The 26743-nt window shown below is 72.6% G+C and carries 19 protein-coding genes, 2 tRNA genes and 2 riboswitches; of the genes, 6 read left to right on the forward strand and 15 right to left on the reverse strand.

Annotated features, from left to right (window positions below; translation table 11 throughout):
- Positions 1 to 169 precede the first annotated feature (169 nt).
- Both dcd and G448_RS0113585 read right to left on the reverse strand, forming a co-directional pair.
- A complete protein-coding gene (gene dcd, locus G448_RS0113580; protein ID WP_026408421.1) occupies positions 170 to 820 on the reverse strand; it encodes a dCTP deaminase in 651 nt (216 codons plus the stop codon).
- Positions 821 to 983: 163 nt separating this feature from the next.
- Positions 984 to 1550 (reverse strand): TM2 domain-containing protein, encoded by a 567-nt coding sequence (locus G448_RS0113585; RefSeq protein WP_026408422.1) that lies wholly within the window; start codon positions 1548 to 1550, stop codon positions 984 to 986.
- 184 nt (positions 1551 to 1734) lie between these two features.
- Between G448_RS0113585 and G448_RS0113590 the strand changes: the two genes are divergently transcribed.
- Positions 1735 to 1808, forward strand: a tRNA-Gly gene (locus G448_RS0113590).
- A 113-nt stretch (positions 1809 to 1921) separates the two neighbouring features.
- Here the strand turns inward: G448_RS0113590 and G448_RS0113595 are convergent.
- Positions 1922 to 2314 carry a DoxX family membrane protein gene (locus G448_RS0113595; protein WP_026408423.1) on the reverse strand — a complete coding sequence of 131 codons (393 nt, stop codon included), beginning with the start codon at positions 2312 to 2314 and terminating at the stop codon, positions 1922 to 1924.
- A gap of 174 nt (positions 2315 to 2488) precedes the next feature.
- Positions 2489 to 3211 (reverse strand): M50 family metallopeptidase, encoded by a 723-nt coding sequence (locus G448_RS16805; protein WP_034495457.1) that lies wholly within the window; start codon positions 3209 to 3211, stop codon positions 2489 to 2491.
- A 201-nt stretch (positions 3212 to 3412) separates the two neighbouring features.
- Between G448_RS16805 and G448_RS0113605 the strand changes: the two genes are divergently transcribed.
- Together G448_RS0113605 and G448_RS0113610 are read left to right on the forward strand one after the other, a co-directional pair.
- Positions 3413 to 3952: an NUDIX domain-containing protein gene (locus G448_RS0113605; protein ID WP_026408424.1), complete on the forward strand. Its 540-nt coding sequence runs from the start codon at positions 3413 to 3415 to the stop codon at positions 3950 to 3952.
- Positions 3953 to 3994: 42 nt separating this feature from the next.
- A complete protein-coding gene (locus G448_RS0113610; protein ID WP_026408425.1) occupies positions 3995 to 4696 on the forward strand; it encodes a TetR/AcrR family transcriptional regulator in 702 nt (233 codons plus the stop codon).
- Positions 4697 to 4737: 41 nt separating this feature from the next.
- On the opposite strand, the gene G448_RS0113615 is transcribed toward G448_RS0113610, so the two are convergent.
- From G448_RS0113615 to G448_RS0113660, 9 genes are all read right to left on the reverse strand, one after another.
- The gene (locus tag G448_RS0113615; protein WP_026408426.1) at positions 4738 to 4965 is read right to left on the reverse strand and encodes a hypothetical protein; all 228 of its coding nucleotides are present in this window, start codon (positions 4963 to 4965) and stop codon (positions 4738 to 4740) included.
- Entirely contained in the window at positions 4962 to 9395 is a 4434-nt protein-coding gene (locus tag G448_RS0113620) for a hypothetical protein (RefSeq protein ID WP_026408427.1), read from the reverse strand. Before G448_RS0113620 ends, G448_RS0113615 begins: the two co-directional genes overlap by 4 nt.
- Before the next feature lie 468 nt (positions 9396 to 9863).
- Positions 9864 to 9936 (reverse strand) — tRNA-Arg (locus G448_RS0113625).
- Between the two features lie 83 nt (positions 9937 to 10019).
- Positions 10020 to 10961, reverse strand: coding sequence for a universal stress protein (locus G448_RS0113630; protein WP_026408428.1), 942 nt, complete (start codon positions 10959 to 10961; stop codon positions 10020 to 10022).
- A 402-nt stretch (positions 10962 to 11363) separates the two neighbouring features.
- Positions 11364 to 12146 (reverse strand): C40 family peptidase, encoded by a 783-nt coding sequence (locus tag G448_RS0113635; RefSeq protein ID WP_026408429.1) that lies wholly within the window; start codon positions 12144 to 12146, stop codon positions 11364 to 11366.
- Positions 12146 to 12312: riboswitch (cyclic di-AMP (ydaO/yuaA leader) on the reverse strand. (Overlaps the previous gene by 1 nt.)
- Positions 12313 to 12529: 217 nt before the next feature.
- A complete protein-coding gene (locus G448_RS0113640; protein ID WP_026408430.1) occupies positions 12530 to 13321 on the reverse strand; it encodes a C40 family peptidase in 792 nt (263 codons plus the stop codon).
- A 2-nt stretch (positions 13322 to 13323) separates the two neighbouring features.
- Positions 13324 to 13493: riboswitch (cyclic di-AMP (ydaO/yuaA leader) on the reverse strand.
- Between the two features lie 443 nt (positions 13494 to 13936).
- Positions 13937 to 14608 carry a metal-dependent transcriptional regulator gene (locus G448_RS0113645; protein WP_026408431.1) on the reverse strand — a complete coding sequence of 224 codons (672 nt, stop codon included), beginning with the start codon at positions 14606 to 14608 and terminating at the stop codon, positions 13937 to 13939.
- Between the two features lie 509 nt (positions 14609 to 15117).
- On the reverse strand, positions 15118 to 16425 hold the full coding sequence (locus G448_RS16810; RefSeq protein WP_051269100.1) for an MFS transporter: 1308 nt from the start codon (positions 16423 to 16425) through the stop codon (positions 15118 to 15120).
- A 1034-nt stretch (positions 16426 to 17459) separates the two neighbouring features.
- Positions 17460 to 18932 carry an NCS2 family permease gene (locus G448_RS0113660; protein ID WP_026408432.1) on the reverse strand — a complete coding sequence of 491 codons (1473 nt, stop codon included), beginning with the start codon at positions 18930 to 18932 and terminating at the stop codon, positions 17460 to 17462.
- 257 nt (positions 18933 to 19189) lie between these two features.
- On the opposite strand from G448_RS0113660, the gene G448_RS0113665 reads away from it, so the two are divergent.
- Positions 19190 to 20167, forward strand: a complete 978-nt coding sequence (locus tag G448_RS0113665) for an NAD(P)-dependent oxidoreductase (protein WP_026408433.1) — start codon at positions 19190 to 19192, stop codon at positions 20165 to 20167.
- Between the two features lie 56 nt (positions 20168 to 20223).
- On the opposite strand, the gene G448_RS0113670 is transcribed toward G448_RS0113665, so the two are convergent.
- Together G448_RS0113670 and G448_RS0113675 are read right to left on the reverse strand one after the other, a co-directional pair.
- Positions 20224 to 21615, reverse strand: a complete 1392-nt coding sequence (locus G448_RS0113670) for a DUF3027 domain-containing protein (RefSeq protein WP_245572353.1) — start codon at positions 21613 to 21615, stop codon at positions 20224 to 20226.
- Between the two features lie 403 nt (positions 21616 to 22018).
- Entirely contained in the window at positions 22019 to 24403 is a 2385-nt protein-coding gene (locus tag G448_RS0113675; RefSeq protein WP_026408435.1) for a helicase-associated domain-containing protein, read from the reverse strand.
- A 200-nt stretch (positions 24404 to 24603) separates the two neighbouring features.
- Between G448_RS0113675 and G448_RS0113680 the strand changes: the two genes are divergently transcribed.
- The gene (locus G448_RS0113680; protein WP_156911058.1) at positions 24604 to 24864 is read left to right on the forward strand and encodes a hypothetical protein; all 261 of its coding nucleotides are present in this window, start codon (positions 24604 to 24606) and stop codon (positions 24862 to 24864) included.
- Between the two features lie 120 nt (positions 24865 to 24984).
- Complete coding sequence (locus tag G448_RS0113685; RefSeq protein ID WP_026408437.1) at positions 24985 to 26667, forward strand: DNA repair helicase XPB; 1683 nt, start codon at positions 24985 to 24987, stop codon at positions 26665 to 26667.
- The last annotated feature ends 76 nt before the right edge of the window (positions 26668 to 26743 follow it).

Here is a 26743-nt window from a genome sequence, read left to right on the forward strand (position 1 = left end):
GCGGAACCGGCGGCCCGACGACCTCTACCGGCCCGACGGGACGCACCGTCACCGCCCCCGGCAGAACCACCAGTCCCACGAGCCGGACCGGCGGCTCGACGCCCTGTATCGGCAGCCCGACGGAGTGGCTCGCCGGGCCAACGGGAGGGCCCGTCGGCCCGGTGCGTCGTCATGCCTGCACCTCGGTTCCGGCCGAGGACGCATCATTGAAGCGGGTTCCCCCCGAGATCGATTCGCTCGGATCCTCAATGCGTATCCGGCGGAAGGACATGTGGCCCCGTGACGCTGTCGGGCCGCGCTGCCCCTGGTAGCGCGAGCCGTGCGCACCGGAGCCGTAGGGAGCCTGAGCGGGGCTGGACAGGCGGAAGAAGCAGAGCTGGCCGACCTTCATGCCCGGCCACAGCTTGATCGGCATGGTGGCGGTGTTGCTCAACTCGAGCGTGACGTGCCCGGTGAAGCCGGGATCGATGAAGCCGGCGGTGGAATGGGTGAGCAGGCCGAGACGCCCCAGGCTCGACTTGCCCTCCAGACGGGCGGCGACGTCGTCGGGTAGAGTGACGCGCTCGTAGGTGGAGCCGAGCACGAACTCGCCGGGGTGCAGGACGAAGGGATCGTCGGGGCCGACGTCGATGACGTGTGTGAGGCCGTCCTGCTCCACAGCCGGGTCGATCACCGGATAGCGGTGGTTGTCGAACAGGCGGAACCAGCGGTCCAGCCGCACATCGATCGAGGCGGGCTGGAGCATCTCTGGATCATAGGGTTCGAGGACGACACGGGCGGCGTCGAGCTCGGCGCGGATGTCGCGATCGGAGAGGAGCACGGGTCGATTGTGCCATGCGCCTGACGCTGCCCCACGGGGGTCGCGATCGGAGAGGAGCACGGGTCGATTGTGCCATGCGCCTGACGCTGCCCCACGGGGTTAGCGCAGTCGGCGCAAGGCCCGCGCCGGCGCGCTCGCAGCGGGAGGACGCGCCGGTCGCACGTCAGCTGGACAGGGGGATCCCGCGGGCGTCCACGCCCCACGGCTGCGAACCGGGCTGCGCGCACAGGATGAGGATGCCCTCGACGAGCGCCCAGATCTCAATCCCGATAACGATGAAGACCCCGATGACGATGAAGCTCAGGATGAAGCCGATGATCGTCCCCACCAGCTGGCCGACGGCCTTGTTGGTGTAGCCCAGATAGAAGTTGTGGACGCCGAACGAGCCCAGGAAGATGCCGAGCAGACCGGCGGCGACCTTGGACTTCTGGTCGTAGTAGGCGCCGGGCTGCTGGAAGCCCATCTGCCCCGGGTCCGCCCCCGGATAGTAGCTCTGCTGGGCCCCGGGGCCCGCCGCATAGGCCGCACCGGGCTGCTGGTAGCCCGCCTGCTGATAACCGGGCTGCTGGTAACCGGGCTGCTGGTAGCCCGCCTGCGCACCCGAGGCCGCGGAGGAAGGATAGGGGCTCTGAGCCGAGTAGGGGGCCGCCGCCTGGCCGCTGTCGGCGCTGGGGGTGCCGCCGCCGGGCATCGCCTGCGGATATCCGGAGGGGTCATACGCGTTACTCATCAAGGGCCTCTCACTGGTGGGGAAGGGTCGCCCGAGTGACGACCCCGGCCCAGGCTAACGGGTCTGCGGCCCGCATCTCCACAACTGCGGGGGGCGGAGTACGACTCGGAGAGCCTGATTGGACACGTTTTCACGTTCGGGGCCACGTGAGGTATGCTGCTCCAGCACCTCACGGCAGGTGAGCGCGGGTGTAGTTCAATGGTAGAACTTCAGCTTCCCAAGCTGACAGCGCGGGTTCGATTCCCGTCACCCGCTCCAGCAGGGCCCGGGGCCGCAGCGGTTCCGGGCCTCATTCTTGACCCGGCGTTCCCGCGCCTGTCGCCCGCCCCTGACCGCCTTCGCCTCGTCGCGCCTCTCGGCCCGGCAGGGGTTCAGCGCCTGCGCCCGGCGGCCACGAGCAGCAGACCGCCGATGACGGCCGCATTGTTGAACATCCCCGACACCGCCGCGCGGCGCTTGGCCTCGTCCTCCAGCTTCCAGAAGGGGTGCCCGACGACCGTCGTCGGGATGAGCATGCCGATGAGAGCCGCGGCGGACAGGCGCGGCGCCACGCCCAGGGCGAGGGCCCCTCCGGCGATCGCCATGCCCGCGCCGTTGAGCCGGACCAGATCCTCTCCCGCCACGTCGATCATGACCCCGTACTCCTCCTTGGCGGCGTCGACCTTGGGGGCGAGGAGATGCGCGCCCTTGACCTGGTTGATGCCGCCGCTGACGAAGACACCGGCCAGAAGGCCTCGGGCGAGGAGGTGAAGAGGACCGGTCATACGTGCGCTCCTTGGGGTGAGTGGTCCAGATGCGTCTTCGCCCCAGCGTATCGGTCGAAGCCGCCCGGCGCCGCCACCTGGCCGCCCGGGTCGGCGCCCGACGAGGAGGGAACCCGACGAACAAGTGTTCGAGAAGCCGACTCTTCCGCCGACGGCGCCCGGCGAGGAGGGGACTCAGGTCAGGGCGTTCCATATGCTCGACGCCACCGCGCCGGTCGCCGCGGCGTCGACGAGGAACCAGGTGGCGAGCCACAGCACCGCGGGCACGCCGGTGAGCGCCGCCAGCGTGCGATGATCCTGCGCGCCGTCCCGGGAGACGGCGACATCGCGCAGGGAGTCCCAGGCGCCCACGAGCAGTGCCAGCCCCACCCCCGCGACGATGCCCGCGCGCAGCGGGACTCCGGCCACGGCGTCGCCCCACCGCCACAGGACGAACGTGAGCGCACCCACGAACGCGACGAGGAGCACCGTGCGCACGGAGCGGGACATGACCAGGAGCACGACCAGAACCACGGCGGCCAGGATGAGGACGAGGCCGCTCCAGCCTCCCAGCGCGGCGAGGGCGATGAGAGCGCCGAGCACCGCCGGAGTCGGGTAGCCCGCCCAGGTGGTGAAGATCCGTCCGGGGCCGCGCTCCTTGCCGGCGGTCACGGCATGCCCGGCGAGGTTCTTCTCGACGACGAAGCCCTGGAACCTGCGGCCCACGAGGACACCGGCGCCGGCGTGCCCGGCCTCGTGCACGATGGTGACGAGGGTGCGCCCCCAGCGCCGCGCCGTCGGGACGACCAGCACCGCCGCCAGAACCGCGAGGGCGATCCACAGGGCGTACCGGCCCGAGGCGCCGTTGGACAAGGGAAGGGCGGCGTCGGGCCACCACGAGTTCCAGTCGATGTTCACGGCGGGAAGTGTGCCAGGTATGGCTGCAAGGAGCCTGTGCGGTCCGGGCCCGGGCCTCAGCCGCGGAGCACCCGGGGGAGGAGGGCGCCGTCGTCGGGCTCGCACCGATATGCCCGACTCGACGCCCGCCAGCGCCGCCGAACCGATCTCGAGCCGGAACTCGACCGATCTCGGCGAAGCACGACCGATAGGGTTCCGAGCATGACCGACCGCCCCTCCCGGCTCGTGGTGGCCGCCGCCGTCGTGGACCGTCTGGCCGGCCCCACGGCCATGCTGTGCGCCGCCCGCTCCTACCCGGCCGAGCACGCCGGCCAGTACGAGCTGCCCGGTGGCAAGGTCGAGCCCGGCGAGGCGCCGACCCGGGCGCTCGCGCGAGAGCTGGCCGAGGAGCTCGACCTGGTCGTGGCCCTGGGCCCCGAGGTCCGTCCGGCCCCCGAGCTGGCCGTGACGGCCCCGCCCCGGGACGCCGCCGCGGACGGCTCCTCCACCCGCCTCCCCGGCGACGACTCCCCCGCCTGGCCCGCCATGCACGGATACCGGATGCGCGTCTGGCTCGCGGAACCGGCCGACCCGGACCACGGACCGCGATGCGGGCGGGCGCACACGTCGGTGCGATGGGTCGCATGGGACGACCTCGAGGCGCTGCCCTGGCTGCCCGCCGACCTGCCCATCCTGGCGGCGATCCGCGCAGCGGCGGACGCTTCGGCGCCCCGTCCCCCGCACGTCGTACGTTCTATATGACGGTTATCGCATTTCCGTCACCTCGTAGGTTAGGGTGATGGCATGCCGAAGATCATGGGAGGTTCGCTCGCCGAGCACCGCGAACGAACCCGCACCGCCTTGTTCGATGCGCTCTCGAGGCTGATGGCCGCACGCTCCTTCGACAAGATCACCCTGTCGGACGTCGCCGCGCACGCCGGCGTCGGGCGCACCGCGGTCTACAACCACTTCGCCGACAAGGAGGATCTCCTCCTGGCCTTCATGGAGCACGAGACCGCCCGCTACGCCGAGGAGCTCTCCGCCGCGCTGGCGGGCGTCGAGGACCCCATCGATCGGCTGCGCGTCTACGTGCGCCAGCAGGCCCTCATCAAACGGCACTTCCACTTCCCCGCGTCCGGCCCGCTGGCGAACTCGGTCTCCCGCGGAACAGCCGGTCGGCTGCGCGCGCACGCCGGGCTCATGGCGCAGATGCTCGCCCAGATCCTCAACGACGCCGTCGCCGACGGGGCGATCCCGCCGCAGGACCCGGCCCAGGTCATCCCACTCGTGCACGCCTGCGTCATGGGCGGGCGCCCGACGCCGACGGACCCGGTCGCCCGCACCGCCTACCTCGACGCCCTGGACACCTTCGTGCTGCGCGCGGTGGGCGCCTCCGCACCGGCGCACGGCGTCCCGATGGTGCCCCCCACCCACGCGACCCAGGAGGTCGGCGACGAGACGCGGGCCGGGATCGCCGGGCCCGCCGTCCGCGCGGTCGCCGGCTGACCGCACTCCCGGCCGTCCCGTCCTCGGCGTCCCCAGTGGCCTCAGCCCCAGTGGGGAGGCACGTCGCGCAGAAGCCGGCTGTCGTTGGCGCCGACGCTCTCCTCGTCGCCCCGGTACCCGAGCGCCTCGTCCTCGCGCGCGAGCGCGTCCGTCAGGGGGTCGATCCCCCGGCGCCGCTCGACCTCGGCGTCCGCCTCGGGACGATCGCCGCGCGCGACCCGCGCCCGGTCCTGCGGCGAGAGCGCGACGGCGCGCCGCCGCCGGCTCAACGGGTCCGCCGCACGGCGTTGGAGAGCACCGCGCTGATGCCCGCGCCGTGACGCGTCAGCGCGAGCGCGGCCCGCAGCTCCTCGATCTCGGCTTCCTCGTCGCGCTTGACGCCGTCGGAGCGGATCCACGCCATCATGTCGTCGAGCTGGTCATCGGAGTAGGCCTGCAGCGGCAGCCCCTCGACGATCGGGGGCCGCCGGGTGCGCCCGTCGTCGGCGCCGTGCGCACCGACGGCTCCCGGCCGCGTCGCTCGGGGACTCGCCTCAGGCCCACGAGCGCTCCTCGGCGGTGGCGGCGCCGCGGGCTCGGGCGGTGGCGGCGGTGGCGCCGTCTCCTCCACGTGCGCGGGCGGCGCCGGCTCGCGGAGCACCTGCTCGGCCCTGGAGCGCGCGGTCAGGACGGACATCACCAGCGCCTCGACCCGGCGCGCCTCCGCCTCGGGATCGACGAAGACGCCGGCGGAGAAGGCCGTGTGCACGAGCCAGCCCCGCCGCTGGAGTCGTTCCACCCAGTGGCGGTCGCGGCGTCGCAGGCTCGGCTCGGCGACGTAGGCGTCGTCGTCGGTCAGCACGGCCACGAACAGCTCACCGGGGTAGTCGGGGTGCCCGATGGCCAGAGGGATGCGCGGACCGCCGGGCACGCCGTAGCGGGGCACCACCTCCAGTCCTTTGCGCCACAGGTGCTCGGCGAGATCGACCAGGAGCCGATCGGGCACCGCGGCGTCCTCGATCTCCACGGCGTCCGTCCCCGAGGCGCGCAGGAGTACCTCGCGCAGCAGCCGGGCGCCCGGGGCGTGCAGCCGCTCGGGGTCGAGGTCGTCGGGCCCCAGGCAGGAGACGACCCGCGTGCGGTTGCGCGACACGCACAGCGCCTCCACGAGCCCCACCATCCCGCCGGCCCGGGAGACGGGGCCGAAGCTGTGGATGGTGCGGCCGTGCGGAGTCTTGGCGTAGCCGACGGAGACAATGGCGTGGTCCCGGCGCAGCGAGCGCGCCTCGGACAGGTCCACGACGACGAAGGGCTCGGCGATCCCGGCGGCGAAGAACTCCTCCAGGGCCACGGAGCCCGCCACCGCGGCGGCGGCGGCCCTGCGGATCTCCTCGGCGTGCCGTTCGTTGAGAGCCACGACCGCCAGGGAGCTCTCGGGATGGCTCAGGGCGTGGTCGATGACCAGATCGACGACGTGCTCGACCTCGGCGGGTACCGACTCCACGGCCATCTGGCCGGGTGCCGGCATGCCCCGCCCTTCCACGAGGTCGAGGGACAGGTTGGACGTCCCGGGCGGGGAGGGCACGGCCTCGACGACGCCCTCGTAGCCGTTGGTCGCCAGGAAGGCGGCGATTCGCGGGTCGAGGGTGTTGCGACCGGTGGGCAGGGTGACGCTGGGCAGCAGCGGCCCGAGCTCGGCGGCCAGACCGGAGGTCGCCCGCCGCGGGTCCCCCACGACCAGGACCTGCTCGGCCCGTACGAAGGCCGGCATCACCTGCGCGACCGGCATCTGGGCGCTCGCGTCCAGGACCGCCAGATCGACGACGGCATCCGGCGTCAGCACCTGGGGGACGAGCGTGGGCGGGACGATCCACACCGGCTTGGCGATCAGGGACACCGGGTGGGCCGCGATGATGTCGCGCAGCGGAACCCCGTCGTCGCGGGACAGGGCGCGGTACAGCTCGCGAGCGTCATCCTTGTCGGCCTCGACGGCGGCGCGCACTCGGCGGGCGCAGGCGTGGGCCACGGGAGCGGCCAGCGAGCCCGCCTGGGCGGTGTCCAGCTCTCGCAGCGAGTCGGCCATGTCGTTGAGGGCGCGGGCGTCGAGCCCGCCCAGGGCCGGGTCGTCGCGCAGGATCCGCGCCAGCAGCGAGGACCACCAGCAGTAGGTGAGCTCGTCCTCGATCTGGCCCGAGTCGATGCCGCGGTCGGCCAGGTCCTTCGCCAGCGGCACCAGGCCCAGGTCGTCGAGCTGCGCCGTGACGCGACCGAGCTCGGGGAGGATCTGAGCCGTGGTGTCGTCGTCGGCCAGGGCGCGCACATGGGTCTTGAGGTCCCCCAGGCTCATGTCCATGAGGTCCGGGGCGCCCTGCGCGCGCCCGAGCACGGGCTGGACCTCGGCGACGGCCCGGCGGGCCCGAGTGGCGATCGTCCTCATCTCGTCCAGCCCGGACGGAAGAGTGGGCCATCCGCCCTCGGGATCGTGGCGCCGCCAGACCTCACGGCGCTGCTGGACCTCGACCAGCTCGGCGTGCAGGTCATCGACATCGCGCCCCGGGCGCACGAGGTCCTTGGCCTGCCGGATGAAGCGCCGACGGGTCGAGGCGCTCATCTCGATGCTGCGCTCCTCGCGCCATCGCCTGGAGGCCGTGGCGATGACCATGTCCGCGGCCGAGCGCTCGAAGACCTCGGGGATGAAGATATCGAGGGAGTCGCGCACGCCGTCGAGCATGTCGAGCTGCTCGCACCAGTCGGCGAGGGTGGAGGCGCAGGTGAGCCCGGTATCGGAGGCCACCTCGGCGGTGTGCCGCAGAACGGCCGGCAGGAGCTCATCGGCGAGCCGGCCCAGCTGGGCGAGCACGTCGGTGGCCTCGTCGATATCGGTGATGCTGATGCCGTTCCAGACCGACGAGCGCGTCCGCGGGGAGAAGACCCCCAGCATGTTGGCGCGAGTGAGGAGGGCGACGGCACGGCTGCACCCGTCGTCGTCGAGGCGCTCGAGTCGCTCCGGCGCGATCCGCTCCTTGGTGCGCGCCCGCACGCGCCCGGTGGTGAGGTCGGCGAGCCTCTGCAGGGCGTCGTGGGCGGACACGCCCCAGGGCTCGCGGCGTCTGTGGAGCGCCTCGACGTACCGGGTCAGGTGCGCGCGCACGGACGTCAGGCGCTCGCGCATATCGACGATCGCGGCGACGTCGAGCGCGGGCGGCGTCGCCCCGAGGGCCTCCTTGATGCCCTCGCCCGCGTGACGGCGCCAGGAGGCGTCCTCGGTCAGGTCCAGCACGATCTCGCCCAGCCCCAGGTCTCGCAGCGCATCCGCGACGGCGTGCCCGTCGGCGCTGGTGGCGGGCACGTGGAGCACGGTGCGGCCCGAGGCGGCGGCGTCGGCGGCGATGGCGGCCAGGGACGCGGCCGCGTCGGAGCCGGGCGGGGCGTCCAGCAGCAGCGAGGCGCCCGAGCCGACGGCCTCGACGGCGTCGAGCTGCGCGGGGTCGAGGTCGCCCGCGCCGCGCTCGGCGCCGGGCGGGCGGTCCTCGGCCCCGGGGGCGGGCAGCTCGACGTCGAGGGCGTCGCGGGCGATGTCGTCCCCGGCGAGCGCGGCGACGAGCGCGGAGGTGCGGGCGCGCTCGATGGTGGCGTCGAAGTCCTCGATGAGAGCCTGACCCGGATGGACGAAGGCCCCCACGACGAGGCGCTCGTGAATCTCGAAGCCGGGCAGGTACTCCCGGCCCAGGCTCCCGATGCGCGCCAGAGCGGCGCGCGGGGTGAAGCCCTCCGCGGACAGGGCGGCGTGCGCGATGGCCTCGACATCGGTGGTCGAGCCGTAGCGCTGCAGGGCCCGGGTGAGCACGGGGTTGACCTCGATGGAGGGGTCCAGGGTGAGCGAGGGCTCGGCGGTGGCGCTGGACAGCCGCACGGGGCGCAGGAGCACGGGGGCGTTGACGTGACGCACGATCATCCGGGCTCCGGACGCGTCACCGTGCTCGGCGGCCCTGGCGTCGCGGCGGGAGGCCGACATGCCCGATGCGGCCGACGGCGGTGTGCCCGCCGCGCCCGACGCAGCCGATGCCGGCGCACCCGCCGCGCCGGCATCGGCCGGGCTGACGGGCCCGGGATTGGCCGGGCTCACCGTCTCGGGGCTCGCCGGGCTCGCGGGTGCGGCGGGACCAGCGGAGTCGCCCGTCGCGTCGCCCGCTCGGGGCCGCGGGGCGAACGGGGCCATGAGGCGGGGCGCGGGTTCGTCGGCCGGCACGGTCTCGGTCCAGGTCGCCACGCCGATGGCGAGGTAGACGGGGGCGACGCCGAACTGGCGGGCCAGCAGATTCATGTGCCCCGCGACATCCCTCAGGCTCTGGCGCGCCCGCCCCAGGGCCTCGTGCTCGCGCACGAGGTTGCCCAGGTGCGTAGGACGTCCGGCGTAGAGCTGCGCCAGCCCGGAGGGATGGGCGGTCGTGAGGTCCACGACAGCATCGAGCAGTCCGATGTCGTCCAGGCTGGAGGCGCCCCCCACGTCGATGAGCTCGTCGCGCCAGGCGGTCAGGGCATCATCCACCAGGGCCCGGCGCTCGGGGGACACGGGAGGCGCCGGAGGCTCGACGGGCGGAGCGGGTTCCTCCTGCGGCACGGGCGGCGATGGAGTGGACGCGACAACATCTTCGGGCTGACCCGTCGGCTCGCCGGCGCGACGCCGGCTGCGTCCGAATGAGAAGAGTGAAGGCGTCATATACCCAACATATCGGCAGGAGGTCGCCGAAGGGCGCAGGCACTCCGACCCGAGCCACGACATGTTGGGCGGCGCGGGTGTGACCTCCTCCGCCGATCTCGGACCGGCTCCAACCCGGTTGCGGCCCGGTCGGATCGCGACCCGGAGCTCTCTCGAGCCGGTCCTCGGCGTCGAGATCGGTTCGCCTCCGCACCGAGAGATCGTCCGGGGTTCTCGCGCGCCGAGCGTCGGCCCGACCGCACCCGAGGGCCCGGTTGAGACCCGGCGGGCCGGTCGAGATGCGGAGCCGCCCGATACGCGAGAGGCCCGCCTGCTCGGGCTGGTGGCGGGGCCGGCATCCAACGGAGCCGCCCGATACGAGAAAGGTCCGCCCGAGCCGGGCCGCAACGTCCTCACGCAGCGAGGAGGCCGCCGGATACGCGAGGGGCCCGCCCCGATGATCCATCGGGGCGGGCCCCTCGCATCATGTGCCCCCGGCGCGATTCGAACGCGCGACACCCGCTTTAGGAGAGCGGTGCTCTATCCCCTGAGCTACGAGGGCCCGCGCCCAACCCTACCGCACGCGGCGCCGAGGCGGAGCCACGGGGCCGCGGCAGGATCGAGATGCTCCCGCTGCTCGGACCTTCAGGCGCGCCCCCAGGGGATGCCCTGGCTGCGCCCTCCCGCGGAGGCCTCATCCTTGGTCCGGGCGGGCACCACCATGACCGGGCAGGACGCGTGCGACAGGACGCCCTGGCTCACCGAGCCCAGCAGCAGCCCCGAGAACCCGCCCCGGCCGCGTGAGCCCACGACGACCAGGTCCACGGCGGTGGAGAACTCCGCCATGAGCTCGGCCGCGTTGCCGTCCAACGCGTGACGACGCACCACCACCTTGGGATGTCCCTCGATCGCGTCCGCCACGGCGCGGTCCAGGCCGGAGCGGACGTCGGCGAGTACCTGCTCCCGATCAACGGCCGCCGGCAGCCACGCCAGCGCGCCGGCGCCGGAGGCCATGGGCACGGCGGCGATGGCGGTGAGCTCGGCATCCCAGACATCGGCCTCGTGCACGGCCCAGCGCAGCGCCTTGCGGGCCGAGTCCGAGCCGTCCACGCCGACCACGATGCGGCGCACGGGCGTGTAGTCGGAGCCCTCGGTATGACGGGGAACCACGATCGCGGGGCAGTGGGCGTGGGCCGGCAGCGCCGACGAGACGGTTCCGAGCAGGCGGTCGGCGAAACCGCCGCCGCCGCGAGTGCCGACGACGGTCAGGGCCGCCTCGTCGGACAGGTCGACGAGCACTCCGGCCGGGTCGCCCGTCTCCAGGGAACTGGTCACGGGCACTCCCTTGTCCCGGATTCGGGCGACCGCCTCATCGACGACGGCCTGGGCGCCCGACCGCACGGCCGTGTCGTCGAGAGCCGCGTACCCGCCGTCCAGGGAAGCAGTGGTGAAGGAGGGCAGGGAGTACGCGCACAGGATGTGGACCCGCCAGTCCTCGCAGGCGGCCCGGGCGACCGCCCAGTCGACCGCACCGAGCGACTCCGGTGATCCATCAACTCCGACCAGGATGACTCCGCCTTCGGACATGACTTGTGCCCCTTTCTCCAGGCGCCGGGAATCCGATACGGATCATTCTGCCTCGCGATGCCGTGTGGTCAAAGCCACTGAACGCCACCGCCTTGTGTGGCTTGCGTCAACAAACGAGTGTCCTGCCTCAGCCCGGGCTCCGGAGGCTCGAGGAGGGTCGTGGCTCGGGCGGGACCCCGGGGAAGAAGGCGGGCCCCGGGGGAGAGCGCGGTTCCCGGCCAGAGGGCGGAGCCCGAAGAGAACGGGCCCGCTCAGAGGCCGGTGTCCGGAGGAGCACGGCCAGGGCCCGACGAAGGCGGGCAGAACCCAACGAGTACGGGAGGCGCAAGCGCGGGAGGCGAGGAACGCGAGAAAGCGGCCGTCCCGAGGGGACGACCGCTCCACCGCGCCGGCGCGACGACCTCAGCCGACTCGCACGTAACCGATCGGGGTCTCGTAGATGTCGCGGTAGACGACGCCGGTGGACTCCGTGCCGGCATCGATCATCTTGCCGTCACCGGCGTAGATGCCCACGTGGTGGCCGAAGTAGACGATGTCGCCGGGCTGGGCCTCAGCGGCGGAGACGAGCCTGCCCGCCGAGCCCTGCGCCTGGGCGGTACGCGGAAGAGAGATGCCCATCTGCGCGTAGACGTACTGGACGAGGCCCGAGCAGTCGAAGGCGTCCGGCCCCGCGGCGCCGGAGACGTAGGGCCGACCGACGTACTGCATGGCGATCGCCACAGCGCCCCCGGCGTTGGATGCGGGTGCCGGGGCGGGGTTCGACGTGGAGCGCCCGGAATCGGCCGCGTTCTCCGTGGCCGAAGCGTTCGTGGCGGTGGTGGAGTTGGAGGCCGACTCGTCGGTGCTGGTGTTGGCCTGCGGTGCGGGCTGCTCGACGACGGGAGCCTCGGCGGTCACGTCGGCAGCGACGTCGGCGGCCTCGGTGGAGGCGTCCGGAGAGACGTGAACCGCGGCATTAGTGGATACCGCCGCACGAGCATTGGCCGCGAGCGTGCCAACACCGGCCTCCTTCAAGGAGCCGGCGGAGGCCTCGGCCTCCGTGCTCCCGGCCGCGTGAGCGCCCGAGGCGATCATCGTCAGCGCGAGACCCGAGGAAGCGGCAGCGGCGAGGCTGCGGCGCGCCACCGGGGTGACGGACGTGACGGGACGGGCATCCTTGCGATGACGAGCCTTGGTGCTGGACATTTCTCTCCTTGTTGAGCTGCCGAGGTGAGCTGTCGGGTTCGGACTGGAGAAGCCCGGCCTGCTCTCGCAGACTTCACCCCTGAGGTTCGCGGAGCGCAGCGCACCGCGATCCATTCTGTGGTTCCCCCGTTCCTGCCATAGCTTGGGAAAGGAGCCCCAGTTCGAGCGGCAGGACGAAGCCTCGAACCGAGGATCACGAGGAGGGCCTCGCAACAGGGGCAACGGTACCCGAGGGAAGCCCGGCGTGTCACGGCCAGATCACGCACACGACTGTGGGAGATCACACTTTTGTTTCGTGCGCCTCCTCCCCCAGGATGAAAAACCGTCCCCGATCTTGAGAAACTGAGACCGGGGACGGCCTGGGACGCGAAGAAACGCGCCTCTCACATACGGAGGAAGGTACCGCCGGACCGGACGGGGAGGTAGCGAACGCCGGTGCTCTCGTCCTCGGCGGAGACCATCATGCCGTCGCCGGCGTAGATGGCGACGTGGCCGGGCCACCAGATGACGTCGCCGGGCTGGGCCTCGGCAGCCGAGATGGGGGTGCCGGCGCTGCGGATCCCCTCGGACGAGTGGGGCAGCGAGGTGCCGAACTGGCCGTACACGTAGGACACGAGACCGGAGCAGTCGAAGGCGCTCGGCCCCGAGGCGCCCCACACATAGGGGGAGCCGACGTACTGCATGGCGAGGGCGGCGATCGAGCCGGCCGAGGAGGCGGGCGCCGGAGAAGCGGGGGCGGGCGACTCCTCCGCGGAAGCCGCCGGGGCCTGCTCCTCCTCGGCCGGTGCCTGCGCCGGGGCCTCCTCCTGAGGAGCGGCCTCCTGGGCGGCGGGCCGCTGCTCGACGACGGGCGCCGGGGCCTCGGCGGTGACGTCCGCGACCGGGTCGGCGGCCTCGAGCCTGGACGTCTGGGACGTGGTGATGGCCGCGTTCGTGGTGACGGCCTCACGAGCGTCATTGGCGAGGGTGTCGACCCCCGTCTTCGTCAGCGCACCGGCGGAGTCGCCGACGTCCGCGCCATCCCCGGCGGCATTGGCGCCGGAGGCGATGATTGTGAGAGCCAGACCCGAGGATGCGGCGACGGCGAGGCCGCGGCGGGCAACGGGACCGGCGGTGGACAGCGGGGTCAGCGGAGGAGCGGCCTTGCGGTGACGGGCCTTGTCGCTTGAAGTCACTGAATTTTCTCCTGAAGAGCCGACGGAGTTAGCTGTCGGGTTCGGGCGGGAGACGCCCGGCCCGCTTGCGCGGGCTTCACCCCAAGGCTCGGGCCAACCGCGTGGGCGGGACCCGAGCCGGAGAAAGTGGTTCCCCCGGGCCTGCCGATGGTGTCTTGAGTACGATCACGGAAGAGGCGAGGCACCGGCAGGCTTAGGCTCTGCCCGCCTCTCCACAGCCGACTTCATCGACTGCGCCAATTACGTTAGCGGACTTTTACCTCCCGTGTGAAGCCGGTGGACGCCGGACCTCTGTGGGATCACCCACGCGCCCGGGCCCCTCGTCACAGCAGCCGCGCCACCCGCCGCGGACCCGGGAAACTCGGGGAAAACGACGTCGGTACCGCCCGGAACCCGTCGTCGTCGAGGCGCCTCCGCGCACCCCGCCGGAGGAGGGGCGGAGGCGGGAGGCGCCGAGCCCGAGCGGGAAGGCCGATGGAACGGGGAAGGGGAGCGAGTCCCGTCGGGCGAGGGCGCGACGGCTCATCGCAGTGAGACGCGACGGACGACCGTGGCAGTCCCCGGCGGAGCTCATCGGGCGCGGGCGAGATCGGACGGGACTCGGCCCGCATGCGCTCACCTGCGCAGGAAGAGATGGGGCGCGAGGTCGCGGGAGAGCATCACGGGCTCCTGCGTGGGACCGGCCACGCGCACGCCGCCGGAGGCCGCACGCAGACGGACCGTCTCACCGACCCGGATATCGGCGTCCTCGACCCGGGCGATGAGCTCGGCATCGGCCTGAATGGGCTCGCCCACGCGCGAGACGACCGCACTGGTCTCCCCAGATCGGCTCAGGTGCGCCGCGCTGACCTCATCGGCGGCGGGCGCCGGGCGCGCCGCGGCGTCCAGGGGGATGTCGTTGCCGAACGGGTCCGTGTCGGTGTCCCGGAGGATCTCCGCCAGACGCTCCTCGACCTGCTCGCTCATCACGTGCTCCCAGCGACAGGCCTCCTCATGAATCAGGCGACGGTCCATGCCGATGACGTCGAGGAGCAGTCTTTCCGCAAGTCTGTGCTTGCGAATGACCTCGGTGGCCCGGGCTCGACCCGTCTGCGTGAGCTCAAGCGACCGGTTCTCCGCCACATGAATGAGGCCGTCGCGCTCCATACGGGCGACCGTCTGGGAGACCGTGGGCCCGGAGTGGTCGAGACGCTCCACAATGCGCGCCCGCAGGGGAGGAACGCCGTCCTCCTCCATCTCGTAGACGGTCTTGAGATACATCTCCGTCGTGTCGATGAGCTCACTCACGCTCAGCGCCTCCTCGCGATTCGACGGCGTCGGGCGGACGCCATGCGGGCGGCGGGTCCCGACCGGCCCGCGCCCCGGATTCCACAATATCCGGGCGTCATGGAGCCAACCCGCGATACGGCGGAGAGACCGGGCCCCGCGCCCCGGGGCTCCCGGTTTCTGCCCCCGCCGATCTCCTCCAGCATGTACAGGCCGAGCCCCGCGCCCAGGGGCTCCCGCGTCCCCGCCCCAGCCGCGCCCACCGGATGCCGTCGGGCGGGGCGGGGTCCCAAAGCCCTCCTCGCGGGCCCGAGGACGCCTTGAGCCGCGCCGCGTAGGCGGCCGCCTGCCGGCGGCTCTCCTCGCGGGCCCGAGGGCACTGCCTGGCGACGTCGATGATGTCGCCCCGTCGGGGCCGGCGGCTCTCCTCGCGGGCCCGAGGGCACCGCCTGGCGACGTCGATGATGTCGCCCCGTCGGGGCCGGCGGCTCTCCTCGCGGGCCCGAGGGCACCGCCGAGCGCGCCGCGGCTCACCCGGCGTCGTCGTCCGGCGAGGAGCCCCGCCGCGGCGGCAGCGCCCGCCCGTGCGATCCGCCCGCCGACAGGTGGCGACGAGTAGAGGAGTAGGTCAGGCTCACGTGCCAGTGGCGGCGGGCCCACACGGCTGCGATCAGGGAGACCGCCACCGCCGCGGCGCCGCCCACCAGCAGGGACGTGCGCGGCCCCCAGGTGTCCGAGACCCACCCGATCAGCGGCGACCCGATCGGCGTCGTCCCCAGGAGGCACATCATGTACAGGCTCATGACGCGCCCGCGCATGTCCGGCGCGGTGGTCAGCTGCACCGTCTGGTTGGCGGCGGTCAGGACGGTGAGCACGCACAGCCCGACCGGGATCGTGGAGGCGGCGAAGAGCCAATAGCTCGGCATGACGGCCATGACCAGCGTGAAGGCTCCCAGGAGGAACGAGGCGCCGACGACCGTGCGCACGCGCGGGGAACGACGGCGCGCCGCCCACAGGGCGCCGGCGAGCGAGCCGATCGCGAAGACCGAGGAGACCGTGCCGTAGGCGTCGGACTCCATGGCGAAAGCACTGCGGACCATGGCGGCCATGGTGACCTGGAAGTTCAGCGTGAGCATCGAGACCACCGAGATGACCACGATGATGACGATGATGTCCGCGCGGTGGCGCATGTATGCCAGTCCCTCGCGCACCTGTCCCTTCGCCCGCGCCGCGCGGGGGAGATCGTAGAGCTCGGAGACGCGCATGGTCATCAGCACCAGGGCCGGGAACAGGAAGGTGAGCGCGTTGACCAGGAAGACCCAGCCCGCCCCGATCCAGGCGATCACCAGACCGGCCGCCGCGGGTCCCAGCAAGCGGGCGGCGTTGAAGGAGGCCGAGTTCAGGCCCACTGCGTTGGCGAGGTCTCCGGCGGGGACCATCCGCGCCACGAAGATCTGCCGGGCGGGAGCGTCATAGACGCTCGCGACGCCGGTGGCGAGGGCTGCGAGATAGACATGCCACAGCTGGGCGCGCCCCATCAGGACGTCAACGGCGAGGAGCGCCGAGACGACGCCCATCGCCGTCTGGGTGATGACGAGGAACCTGCGCTGGTCCACACGGTCGACGACGAGCCCGGCGTGCGCGCTCAGAAGCATCGCCGGCAGGAACTGGAGCGCGGTCGTCATCCCCGTGGCCGCTGCGGAGTCGTCGGTGAGAACTCGCAGCACGAGCCAGTCCTGGGCCACGCGCTGCATCCACGTCCCGGTGTTGGCGACGAGGGCGGCGCAGAACCAGAGACGGTAGTTGTGGAACTTCAGCGACTCGAAGGTGCTGCTCACGGTCGGAACGACTCCAGCTTCTTTGAGAGGACGCGCAACGCCCTGACGGAGCGGCGGGACCCTGGGACTCGGGGTCGCCGACGAGTGCAGCGGGCGGGTCCGGGGCGGGTCGGCCGGCAGCCGAGCACTGGCCGACGGGCGAGCCGTCCCACCGGTGCGCAACGGGTGCCCGCCGACGGGCCGCCGCCCGGCTCCGGTGCGGGACGGTGCGCGTGCGATGTCGTGCGGATCGATTGATTTTACGCCCGCGATGCCCGGGCCAGCGCGACGCCGGGGTGGGGACAACGCCGGGGGCGGAGGGCGACGGTGGGGCCAAGGCGGGAGCGGCGCTCTCGGGCCCGCGAAGGCCGGGCCCGCAGTCGTCGAGATCGGTTCGGTTCCGTGCCGAGATCGGTCGAGTTCCGCGTCGAGATCGGTTCGACGGCGGCGCGCCCGGGGGCCGGGGCCGCGAGGCAGGCATTTCGGCGCGAGTCCGACGGCGGCGTCGTCGGACTCGCGCCGAAATGTCGACCTCGACGGGGGCGAGGCCGTGCGCCGGCGGGAGTCGTTCCCCCATGAGCGCCGGACCGCTCGCCCCGCACGGGCCCGACCGGCACCGCGGGGTCGTACCCGACGCCGCACGGTCGTACCCTAAAGCCCCCCTACAGTACGACCCGGCGCCGCAGCGTACGACCGCGCGAGCCCGGGTACGACCGCGCGAGCCCGGGTACGACCGGCCCGAGGCAACGGCCGCCGGCCCCGTCGGACGTACGACCGCACGAGCAACGGCACCACCGCACAACCCTCCCACCGCACCAGACCCCACCCGACCCATCACCCCCACACCCCGACCACGGCCACCCACCCCGACCGCAAGCCGCACAGCACGTCCGTCCGACAACCACCACCCACCACCTGCCCCGCCACGAACCACCCCACCGCACAACCACGACAACGAACCGAACTCGAGCCGGAACCGAACCGAACTCGACGAGGGAGAGAGGGGGAGGGCCGCCGGCGGTTACCGGCGCGCGCCGGCCACCGCCGTCGTCGGCTCACACGATCCCGAGGATCGCCTTGATGGGTGCGAGCGTGAAGTAGATGACGAACAGGAGGGAGGCGCCCCATATGAGCGGATGGATCTCCCTGACCCGCCCGCGCGCCAGCTGAACCACCAGATAGGCGATGAAGCCCGCGCCGATGCCGTTCGTGATCGAGTAGGAGAACGGCATCATGATGATGGTGATGAAGGCCGGCAGGGCGACCTCCGGAGACTTCCAGTCGATGTCGGTCACCTGGGTCATCATGAGGAAGCCGACGACGACCAGCGCCGGGGTGGCGGCCTCGTACGGCACCATCGAGACGACCGGCGCGAGGAACATGCTCAGCAGGAACAGGACGCCGGTGACCACGGAGGCCAGGCCGGTGCGCGCGCCCTCCCCCACGCCCGCCGCGGACTCGACGTAGGACGTGTTGGAGGAGACACCGCCCGCGCCGCCGGCGATCGCGGCAAGGGAATCGACGGCGAGGATCTCGCGGGTCCTCGGCGGGTTGCCGTCGGCATCCAGGAGGTCTCCCTCGGCGCCGATCGCGATCATGGTGCCCATGGTGTCGAAGAAGTCCGCGAGCAGCAGCGAGAAGACGAGCAGGACGACACTCACGATGCCGACCTTGTCCAGGGAGCCCAGCAGGCTGAATCGCCCGAGAGTGGCCGGATCCGGCAGCTCGACTGGGGAGCCCGACAATGACGGGACCGACAGGGCCCAGCCGGTGAGGTTGACCGGCCCGGCGTCGGGGTCGTCGTTGTAGGCGCCCAGGTGGACGACGGCCTCGATGACAGCGGCGAGCACCGTGGAGGCGACGATGCCGATGAGGATGGAGCCCTTCACCCTGCGCACGTGCAGGATGAGCATGAGGAACAGGCCGAGGAGGAAGACGAGCACGGGCCATCCCTGAAGGGACCCGCCCAGCCCCAGCTCGAGCGGAGTGCCGCCGGCGCGGACCACCTTGGCGTCCACCAGGCCGATCAGGGCGATGAACAGGCCGATGCCGACGCTGATCGCGGTCTTGATATGGGCGGGGACCGCTCTGAAGACGGCCTCGCGGAAACCGGTGAGCACCAGGATGAGGATGATGACGCCCTCGATGACGATGAGCCCCATGGCGTCGGCGTAGGTCATGCCATTCATGCCGACGAGCGTGTAGGCGATCATCGCGTTGATGCCCAGCCCCGCCGCCAGAGCCATGGGGTAATTGGCGACCACTCCCATGAGGATGGTTATGACCCCGGCGATCAGGGCGGTGCCGGCGGCGATCTGCTCGGTGGTGCCCAGCGGGGCGATGCCGTCGTGCGGGGTGGACAGGATGAGCGGGTTCAGCACGAGGATGTAGGCCATCGTGAAGAAGGTGACGACGCCGCCGCGAATCTCGCGGGCGAGCGTCGAGCCGCGCTCGGTGATGTGGAAGAAGGCGTCGAGGGCGGAGCCGCGGGAGGCCGCCGTCCGGGAGGTGGGGGTGTGCGTACTCACAGCGTGATTCTTCCAGACGGAATCGGGTGGCGCTCGCCGCGCTCGTCACGTGGACATCTCGATCCGACGACTCGCGCGCCGCTTCCGCATGCGGCACGGGTCGCCCCAGGTCATCGTGCCTCTCCCTGCCTATACGGGGCCGCTTCCGCATGCGGCACGGGTCGCCCGACGCCGCCGGGCCGGGCGGCAAGACTGCGGGGCCGGGTGGGAACGCCGCCGGGCTGGGCGGGAGCCCGACGGCGTGGGAGGCTGGCTCCATGAAGATCCTCCTGACTGAGACCGGTTATATCGACCCCTCCCCCATCCGCGACGCGGGGCACGAGGTCGTCCTGTTCAGCGAGGCCGAGCCCGTCCCGGCCGAGCACCGCGACGCCGAGGGCCTGGTCCTGTGGGGCGGCGGCGGACCCGGGAGCGCCGATGTGCTGGCGGAGATGCCCGGATACCTCACTCGACTGCGCTGGATCCAAACGCTGGCCGCCGGACCGGACAACGTCCTGGCCGCCGGTTTCCCGAACTCAGTGGCGATCACCTCGGGCCGCCACTTCCACGACCGCACCGTGGCCGAGCACGTGGCCGCCCTGGCGCTGGGCTGCGTGCGCTCCCTGCCGACGGCGGTGCGCGCGGCCGACCGTCACGAGTGGGAGCCGACCCTGGGCGGCGCCCATCCGGTCCACGACCCGGAGCGCCTGACGACGCTGTTCCGGGCGCGAGTGCTCATATGGGGCTTCGGGGCGATCGGGATCACGACGGCGCAGCTGCTGACCGCCTTCGGGGCGAGTGTGCGCGGGGTCGCGCGCTCCGCCGGACAACGCGCCGGGTTCGAGGTCATCTCGGTCGACAACATTGAGTCGGCCCTGCCCTGGACCGACCTGCTGGTGATGATCCTGCCGAGCACGCCGCAGACCGCGGGAGCGTTGAGCGCCGAGCGGCTCGCACGGCTGCCACGCCGCGCCGTCGTCGTGAACGCGGGTCGCGGCACGACGATCGACCAGGAGGCCCTGGAGGCGGCCCTGCGCTCGGGCGCCATCAGCGCGGCGGGCCTCGACGTCGCCGATCCCGAGCCCCTGCCCGCCGACTCGACGCTCTGGGATGCTCCGAATCTCCTTCTCACTCCGCACGCCGCCGGAGGCCGGGTGGTCGGAGCGGTGGAGCGGATCATCGCCAATGCGGCGGTCGTCGACGCGACGCCGCCCGGTGAGCCGATCACCGGCCTGGAGGCCCTGGTCACCCGCTGACGCCGTCCGGGCGCGCCGCCATCGCCGCCGGCCCGGACCGATCTCGACGCGGAGTACTACCGATCTCGGCGGGGAAGGTGAGCCTCCAGCTCGGTCAGGCTCGCAGGTCCCACCACCTCGGGCGCGGCGCCGCGCTCCTGCAACCCGGCCTTCAGACTCGCGACAGCATCCCGAGCGGCGGCCGCCCGTTCCGCGGGCTCGCCCGCAGCCGCGCGCCTCTGCGCCTCCTCGGCCTCGAGCGCCTTCGACTGTCGCGCCGTCGCCCTCCGGGCGCGACGCGAACGGGACGAGCGCGCAGTCTCGTCCTCCTTGCGCGCGACGAGCTTCTCGACCGACTTCCCCGGCTTCCCGGGCTTCTCCGTCCCCTCATCCGGGGCCGGCACAAGCGTGATCGCCATCGCACGGGCGCTGCGAGCGCGCTTCGCGTCGGCACGGCCTTCCCCCGCCCTCGCGGACTCGCGCCCCCCGGCGCTCTCGGACGCCGCCTCCGCCTCAGCCCCGCGACACCCCTCTCCGGGAGGAGTCCCGGCCCCGGCCCGGTCGGCCCGGTCGCTCATCCGGCTGCGCCCACCACGGATCGAGGAGCCATCGGTGCCGAGCGGCTCCATCAATCCCTCATCCATGCGCGACGGCGTCACCGGCCAGTCGGAGTCCTGATCCGGCAGGTCGGTCTCGGAGTGAGCACCGCAGCCGTGGTCCATGGACACGACCCGGCCATCATCGACGGCCAGCTCATTGGCGCAGACGCCGAATACTCGACGCATCCGCCCGGCCATGGGCAGGAGGAAGCCGCAGGACGAGCAGGTCGCGTCCGCCTTGCGAACGCCATCCGCATCCGGACCATGGTCGCCGTCGTACCACCGCTGGGCGGCGCGTTGGATCCCTTCGAAGCTGAGCACGCGGGCGCGTCCCAGGTCGAGCTCGTCGAGGGCGGTCCTGTCGCCCTCCTCGCCCGCGGCCTCCCAGCCGGCCTCGAGACGCTCGTCGGTCTCACGCCGGGGCAGGCGGTCGGAACGAGCGAGATCACCGGAACGGAGACGATCGGCCCAGGGAACCCAGGGCGGGGCGAGGAGCGCGCCCTCGCCGGGCAGGAGCTCCAGCTCGCAGACCGTCGCAGTGCGACTGCGCGGAGGCCGAGCCATGGTCACCGCCCAACGCCAGCCGTTGTAGCCGGCCAGGTTGCACTCGAAGAGGTGGGTGACCAGACGTTCGGCCTGCAGCTTGGCCGCCGTGTGCTCTCCGACCGACAGCGGCTCGGTGATCTCCCCCAGGGCCGCCCGGGCGCGCTCGACGGCGGCCGGGGAGGTGAGGGTCCGGTCCTTGGCGGCCGCCGTGCTCTCGGCCCTGGTCGGCAGGGAGCCGGGCCGCTCGACGGCGGCCGGTTCCGGAGTGCCGTTCGAGGCGGCTCCCGCGGAACCGGTCGTATTCGATGCGTCTGCGTCAGTCACCCTTCCAGTGTAGGGGGCGGCGCAGACGGGTCGACCAGTGGGCCCGGGCGGCGCACCCGGTCCGCACGAGGTCGTGTCCCCGCTTTCCGATACGGCCCGTCGAGTCGGGCTTATCCGCACGAGTCCGGCGTTCCGGGACGAATCGGGCGTTCCGGGACGAGTCGCGCTTCTCCGCGCGAGTCCGACGGCGGCGTCGTCGGACTCGCGCAAGGATGTCCGACTCGCGATTCCGGTGGCCGGGCGCGCCGTCGCCGGACCGATCTCGATGCGGAACTGAACCGATCTCGACGAAAGGGGGCAGCGGGGCCACCCGGATCCGCCCCGCCCACCCGCTCCTCACGCCCGGCTCCACTCATCACCTACTCAGCACTCACTCAATATTCACTTGGTATTCACTCGGTATTCATTCAGTATTCACCGACACGATCCGGTGAACAGCCACCGTCAGCTCCGTCTGGCGCACGACGTCGGCGATCCGCACCCGTCCGGACTCGACGGCGAGCACACGAGCCCTCCGCTCCTGCACGGCGCCGTCCGTTCCCGCCAGCCGCAGCCGCACCTGCTCCCGTGAGGCCTGGGCCTGACGCAGCAGGGCCAGGGCGTGGGCGGGGTCCGTCGCGGCGCTCGCGGGCATTCCGGAATCGACGCGCGTCTGCTCTCCCGTGCGCAGACGGGAGACCAGGGCCGCGAGCTCGCGCGCATCGTGACGGCGACGGCGAACCGCGTGCTGCGAGCCGGGACGCGCCGGCTCCGGCGCCCGCGCCTCGCCACGCCGGCCCCTCTCGGCATCACCCGCGACGAGCAATCGACCGGAGGCGTCCTCCAGGACGGGGGCGCGCCCGGTCGCCCGCAGATCGCGCAGCACCCTCGCGGGCGACGCCGAGGAGGCCAGGACGCCAGGACCGATCTCCGTCAGCGCCAGGTCGCCCAGCCGCGCGTCGGTGACGAGGCCGGCCGCCACCGCCGGGTCGTCCACACGCAGAAGACTGGCGGCCGCTCGAACGCGCACGGCGCCATGACGGCGGACGGCGTCCTCGATGAGCACTGTCAGGGCGGAGGGCAGCGGGGTCGGGCTGTGCGCGCCCAGCGCCTCGATGAGCCCGTCCCCGGAGCAGCCCGCGTCCAGGGCCCTGCGCACCGAGTCCGCGGTGAACCTGACGGTCACGGCTCCGCCGCGCGACTCGACCACGGCGCAGCGCTCGAGCACCGCCGCCAGCGCCGGGGCGGGGCGCCCCGGGACGATCGCGGTGAGGTCGGACTGAACCAGCAGCATATCGACCGGGTCGGGAAGATCGGCGGCGAGCGCCTCCTCCAATCGGGTCAGGAGCTCCTCGCTCCCGTCATCCCCGTCACCCGGCCACTCGGCCCCGGCCCCGGCGGCATCGGCGTCGTCTCCCCCCTTCGGGAAGCCCGCCAGAAGGCGCCCGGCGCGACTCAGCGCCCCGCCCCCGGTCAGGCCGAGCAGCTCGGCCTCGGACAGCACCGCCGTGACCGCGCCCTCGGGAACGGGCCGCCGCGGCCTGGCGAAGGTCAGCGCGGCGCGCACCCACGTCGGGGTCACCGCCGTCCCCTCGGGCAGCGAGTCGAGCAGAGCCAGGACACGGCGACGCAGGGCGCGGGCCCAGGCGGCCTCGACGTCGGCGCCCAGTACCGGGCGCAGGGTGCCGTCGTCGCCGCGCCGGCCGACGAGCCAGGCCGTGCGAGCACTGGTGGCCCACGCGGCCGCCAGTGCCGCCCACCGCTCGGGAAGCTCGGCGGACAGCCAGGCGGCAGCCGTTCGAGCGGGCACCCAGGTGGCCCCGGCGTCATCGAGCCCGAGCAGTCCGGCGGCGGCCGCGGCCTCGATGAGGGTGGCGGCAGTGGCGGGCTCGACGTCGAGAACCTCGGCGGTGCGGCCCAGCGCGCGCACGCCCACCCCTCCGGTGCGTAGGACCGGCCCGCCCTCACGGCCCCACTCGGCGAGCAGGGCGGCCACCAGGCGGACGGCCTCCTCGCCGTGGCGAGTGGCCTCCGCGGCAACGGCGTCGGCGGGCAGAACCTCCAGATCGGCATGGTCGGGGGCGGCCAGGGGCTCGCGGGACAGGAGGCCGCCGCGCAGCGCGAGAGCGACCTGCCGGGGCATGACGAAACGGGTGCGACCGGCGGTGTCGTGGTCACGCACCAGCCAGCCGCGCCGGACGAGCTCGACCGCACCGGGCGCTCTGCCGCCGGCCCGCAGCGTACCCACGGGCGGCCCCCAGGCGAGAGCCTGCAGCATGCCGAGCGCCGCCTCGGACACGTCTCCCGGATCGGCCAGGAGCGCGGGGAGGGCCGGCGGGAGAGCGGGCGGATCGTCGGTCAGGGGCCCCAGGCCGAAGGGGTGCGGACCGAAGGCGTCCGCAAGGCCCGCCACGGGACCGGCCTCGATCACCAGGGCGAGCCGGGTGAGCCGCTCCAAACGGGCGACGACGCCCTCGGGCTCCAGACCGAGGGCGTCGGACAGGGGGGCGGCGTCCTGAGAGCCGAGGGCGACAACGGCCTCGGCGACGGCGAGGGTGGGGGCGTCGAGGCGGGCCAGGGCCGCCTCCACGCTGGGACGCGCTCCGGCGCGTGCCGCGAGCGCGGTGAAGGAGGCCGACGGCGGAGCGATCAGATCGGGACGAGCGGTGAGGAGCCCGGCGACGTCGGCGTCGGGCAGGGCGGCCAGGTGAGCGGCCAGCTCCTCAAGGGTCGCACCGGTGACGTCGGGGGCGCGAGCGCTCCGCTCACTGCGCGTCTCGTCGCCGCCCTGCCGTATACCTGTGTCCATTCTCACTATTCTAGTGGGCCTGCGTCCGCCCGCCACCCGAGGAGCCGCGAGGCGATGGCCCGCGATGGCCCGGTCCGGAAGCCGCCCATCGGCTGCCCGCGGCCCGCTCGCCTGCTGCCCGCCGTCCGTCCGATGGCCCGCTCGCCTGCCGCCCATTCGACACCCTGGCCGCCGCGCACCGCGCCGGTTACCGCGCATGAATGAGCAGTGTCAGTGCCAGCGCATCAACCGAACCGCGTGCGTCGACCGCGTCGACCGACATGCCGGGGCCCGTCGTCCCGGGCTTCCTCCCATCCCACCCCGCCGCGACCGACTTTGCCGCCCTGCGTCTGATCTGGCCCCCAGTGGCCGACCCGGGCGAGGCCGCGGACGTCGTGGGACTCACCATCGCGGAATTCCTCCCCCGACGCCTTCTCGCCCTGGGCGCGGTCCTGGCCTACCTGCCCCTGGTCAACGACTGAGGCCGGCCGGACCCGCGCCCCGGCGCACGACCGTAGCGGTCCGGTATCACGGAAGCAGTCCGAGGAACACGTCGCCCGAATCACGGCGCGAGCGCCACGGGACTTGGGATACTGCCCATCATGTCCGACCCTGCGACGCCCGACGGCCCCCTCATCGTCCAGTCCGACAAATCGGTCCTCCTGGAGGTGGCCCGCCCCGGCGCCGATGATGCCCGTCGCGCCATCGCCCCCTTCGCGGAGCTGGAGCGGGCGCCGGAGCACGTCCACACCTACCGGATCACCCCGCTCGCCCTGTGGAACGCCCGCGCCGCCGGCCTGGACGCCGAGACCGTCGTCCACGTCCTCATCAGCTACTCGCGCTTCCCGGTGCCGCACGCCCTGCTCACCGAGATCGCCGAGACCATGGGCCGCTACGGCCGCCTCCAACTGATCACCGATCCGGCCCACGGCCTGGTCCTGCACGCCACCGACGTGCCCGTCCTGGAGGAGGTCCTGCGCTCCAAGCGCACCAAGGGCCTGCTCGGGACTCGCCTGTCCCCCGCCGACGTCGTCGTCCACCCCTCCGAGCGCGGCCATCTCAAGCAGGTCCTCATCAAGCTGGGCTGGCCCGCGGAGGACCTGGCCGGCTACGTCGACGGCGAGGCGCATCCGATCGTCCTGCGCGACGACCCGGCCGGGGTCGAGGCGCACGAGCCGGGAGCCTTCGCGCTGCGCCCCTACCAGTCCGAGGCGGTGGACTCGTTCTGGGCGGGCGGGAGCGGCGTCGTCGTCCTGCCCTGCGGAGCCGGCAAGACGCTGGTGGGCGCCGCGGCCATGGCGAGGAGCTCGACGACGACTCTCATTCTGGTCACCAACGCCGTCTCGGCTCGCCAGTGGAAGGAGGAGCTCATGCGCTTCACCTCCCTGGGCGAGGACGAGATCGGCGAGTACTCGGGATCCCGCAAGGAGATCCGGCCCGTCACCATCGCCACCTACCAGGTCCTGACGACCAAGCGGAAGGGCGTCTACCCGCATCTGGACCTGCTCGACTCCCACGACTGGGGACTCGTCGTCTACGACGAGGTGCACCTCCTGCCCGCACCGATCTTCCGCATGACGGCCGATCTGCAGGCGCGCCGCCGTCTGGGGCTGACCGCCACGCTGGTGCGCGAGGACGGCCGGGAGGACGAGGTCTTCAGCCTCATCGGCCCCAAGCGCTACGACGCCCCCTGGAAGGACCTGGAGAATCAGGGATGGATCGCCCCGGCTGTGTGCACCGAGGTGCGCCTGGCCCTGGACGCCAGGGAGCGGATGGCCTACGCGACGGCGGAGAAGGAGGACAAGTACCGCCTGGCGGCGGCCACACCCGCCAAGCTGCGCGTGGTGGACCACCTGCTGGCCCGTCATCCCGGGGAGTCCTCACTGGTGATCGGCCAGTACGTCGATCAGCTGGAGGAGCTCGCCGAGCATCTGGACGCCCCACTCATCACCGGGACCACCACCGTGCGCGAGCGTCAGCGGCTCTACGACGCCTTCCGCGCCGAGGAGGTGAGCACGCTCGTGGTCTCCAAGGTCGCGAACTTCTCCATCGACCTGCCCGGGGCCTCCGTGGCCGTGCAGGTGAGCGGCTCCTTCGGGTCCCGGCAGGAGGAGGCCCAGCGCCTGGGGCGGATCGTGCGGCCCAAGAGGGGAGGGCGCCAGGCGCACTTCTACACGGTCGTCACCCGGGACACGATCGATCAGGAGTTCGCGGCCCACCGGCAGCGCTTCCTGGCCGAGCAGGGCTACACCTACGACATCATCGACGCCGACTCCCTGCAGTAGAGGCGGCGGGGCGGACGGCGCGGCGCCCGTCGCCGAGCCGGCCTCCGAGCGCGCCCCGACGAGGTCGGCATTCCTG

Source organism: Actinomyces gerencseriae DSM 6844, assembly GCF_000429265.1.
GTDB classification, from domain to species: domain Bacteria; phylum Actinomycetota; class Actinomycetes; order Actinomycetales; family Actinomycetaceae; genus Actinomyces; species Actinomyces gerencseriae.

Bases quoted from the DNA above. Each gene is read 5' to 3' on its own strand.
- G448_RS0113585 (WP_026408422.1), bottom strand. From the start codon at position 1,550: ATGAGTAACGCGTATGACCCCTCCGGATATCCGCAGGCGATGCCCGGC.
- G448_RS0113595 (WP_026408423.1), bottom strand. From the start codon at position 2,314: ATGACCGGTCCTCTTCACCTCCTCGCCCGAGGCCTTCTGGCCGGTGTC.
- G448_RS0113605 (WP_026408424.1), top strand. From the start codon at position 3,413: ATGACCGACCGCCCCTCCCGGCTCGTGGTGGCCGCCGCCGTCGTGGAC.
- G448_RS0113610 (WP_026408425.1), top strand. From the start codon at position 3,995: ATGCCGAAGATCATGGGAGGTTCGCTCGCCGAGCACCGCGAACGAACC.
- G448_RS0113620 (WP_026408427.1), bottom strand. From the start codon at position 9,395: ATGACGCCTTCACTCTTCTCATTCGGACGCAGCCGGCGTCGCGCCGGC.
- G448_RS0113630 (WP_026408428.1), bottom strand. From the start codon at position 10,961: ATGTCCGAAGGCGGAGTCATCCTGGTCGGAGTTGATGGATCACCGGAG.
- G448_RS0113635 (WP_026408429.1), bottom strand. From the start codon at position 12,146: ATGTCCAGCACCAAGGCTCGTCATCGCAAGGATGCCCGTCCCGTCACG.
- G448_RS0113665 (WP_026408433.1), top strand. From the start codon at position 19,190: ATGAAGATCCTCCTGACTGAGACCGGTTATATCGACCCCTCCCCCATC.
- G448_RS0113675 (WP_026408435.1), bottom strand. From the start codon at position 24,403: ATGGACACAGGTATACGGCAGGGCGGCGACGAGACGCGCAGTGAGCGG.
- G448_RS0113680 (WP_156911058.1), top strand. From the start codon at position 24,604: ATGAGCAGTGTCAGTGCCAGCGCATCAACCGAACCGCGTGCGTCGACC.
- G448_RS0113685 (WP_026408437.1), top strand. From the start codon at position 24,985: ATGTCCGACCCTGCGACGCCCGACGGCCCCCTCATCGTCCAGTCCGAC.